The sequence below is a fragment of the Microbacterium sp. ISL-103 genome (assembly GCF_018613995.1).
Classification (GTDB): Bacteria; Actinomycetota; Actinomycetes; order Actinomycetales; family Microbacteriaceae; genus Microbacterium.
The window spans coordinates 733-2,134 of sequence record NZ_JAGGPD010000607.1 but is presented as its reverse complement, the minus strand read 5'-3'; the positions used below and the strand labels follow the sequence as shown (position 1 = coordinate 2,134).

Genomic DNA, 1,402 nt, shown 5'->3' with positions numbered 1-1,402 from the left:
CGCCGTCGTGCTCGACCCGCCCCGCGCCGGCGCAGGCCGTGCCGTGGTCGATGCGCTCAACACGGTCGCTCCCCAGGCGATCGCCTACGTGGCCTGCGACCCCGTCGCGTTGGCTCGCGACCTCGGGACCTTTCGCGAGCACGGGTGGAAGGTCGGCACCCTCCGCGGCTTCGACCTGTTCCCCCACTCGCACCACTTCGAAGTCGTGGCCCTGCTCACGCGGTGACCGATGTTCGGGTGGCGCTCCCGACTCAGTAGGCTGGGCGGATGAGCAGGGTCGCACTCATCGACGATCACGAATCCGTCCGCCTCGGTCTCGAAGCCGCGTGCGCTCGGGACGGTTCGCAGACGGTGGTCTTCTCGGGAAGCACCGTCGTGTCCTATCTCGAGTGGCGATCCGCCACGTCCGCCCCGCCGGCTGACGTCGTCGTACTCGACCTCACGCTCGGAGACGGCACGACCGTGACCGAGAACGTCCGCTCGCTGGTCGCCGACGGTGCGAGCGTGGTGATCCACAGCGTCGCCGACCGACCGGCCGCGGTGCGCGAGGCGCTCGCCGCCGGTGCCGCAGGCGTCGTGAGCAAGTCGTCAGCGCTCGATGACGTGCTCGACGCGATACGCACCGTCGCCCAGGGAGAGGCGCTCAACAACGTGGAGTGGGCGAGCGCGGTCGACGGAGACCGTGATTTCGCGGATGCCCAGCTCTCGACGCGCGAGCGCGAGGTGCTGCGCCTGTACGCGACCGGACTGCCTCTCAAGGCCGTCGCCGAGCGACTCGGCGTCGCCTACTCCACGGCGAAGGAGAACATCACCCGCATCCGCGTGAAGTACGTGGAGGTCGGGCGACCGGCGCCGACGAAGGTCGATCTGCTCCGTCGTGCCATGGAGGACGGCATCGTGGCCGCCGACGGGGCCCCGAGTGCCCACTGATCCCCTCAGCATCCGTGAGGCCTGGAGCAAGATCCCCTCTCCGGGCAGCGTGGAGACCGAGTTCGAGCGGTTCACCGGCAAGCGCATGGAGCGGATCCTCGCGACCGTCGTCGCGATCGGGTCGGGCATCCTCGGCGCACAGGCGCTGATCGCGGGCATCACGACCATGGCATGGGCGGATGCCGCGCGCATCGCGATGCTGCTCGTCGTCTTCATCCCGCTGGTCGTGATGCTGGTCGCATGCGTCATCGGGCGCGGTGTTCGAACGGCCTCCGGTGCGTTCGCGATCGTGTACACGGCGGCGCTGGCCGCCTGGCCGAGCTTCGTCGACCCCGTGGGCAAGGCCGCCGACCAGCCGTGGATCTTCTTCCTCGTCAACGTCGGCGTCGTCGCGGCGATGCTCGCCTTCCCCCTCTGGCTGCCGTTCGCCTGGGCCGTCTGCCTGCCGTTCGTCTACGGGTACGTGCGTCTG

1 protein-coding gene and 2 pseudogenes are annotated in these 1,402 nt (G+C 69.7%); all 3 read left to right on the top strand.

Features of this window, described 5'->3' with window-relative positions:
- Positions 1 to 226 (top strand): annotated as a pseudogene (locus tag J7E68_RS18500) (class I SAM-dependent RNA methyltransferase); the annotation flags it as partial.
- A gap of 41 nt (positions 227 to 267) precedes the next feature.
- On the top strand, positions 268 to 930 hold the full coding sequence (locus J7E68_RS18495) for a response regulator transcription factor (protein WP_215175000.1): 663 nt from the start codon (positions 268 to 270) through the stop codon (positions 928 to 930).
- Positions 920 to 1,402 (top strand): annotated as a pseudogene (locus J7E68_RS18490) (ATP-binding protein); the annotation flags it as partial. The gene J7E68_RS18495 and the pseudogene J7E68_RS18490, both read left to right, overlap by 11 nt.

Excerpts from the sequence above, each read along its gene's own strand:
- J7E68_RS18495 (WP_215175000.1), top strand. The coding sequence starts at position 268 with ATGAGCAGGGTCGCACTCATCGACGATCACGAATCCGTCCGCCTCGGT.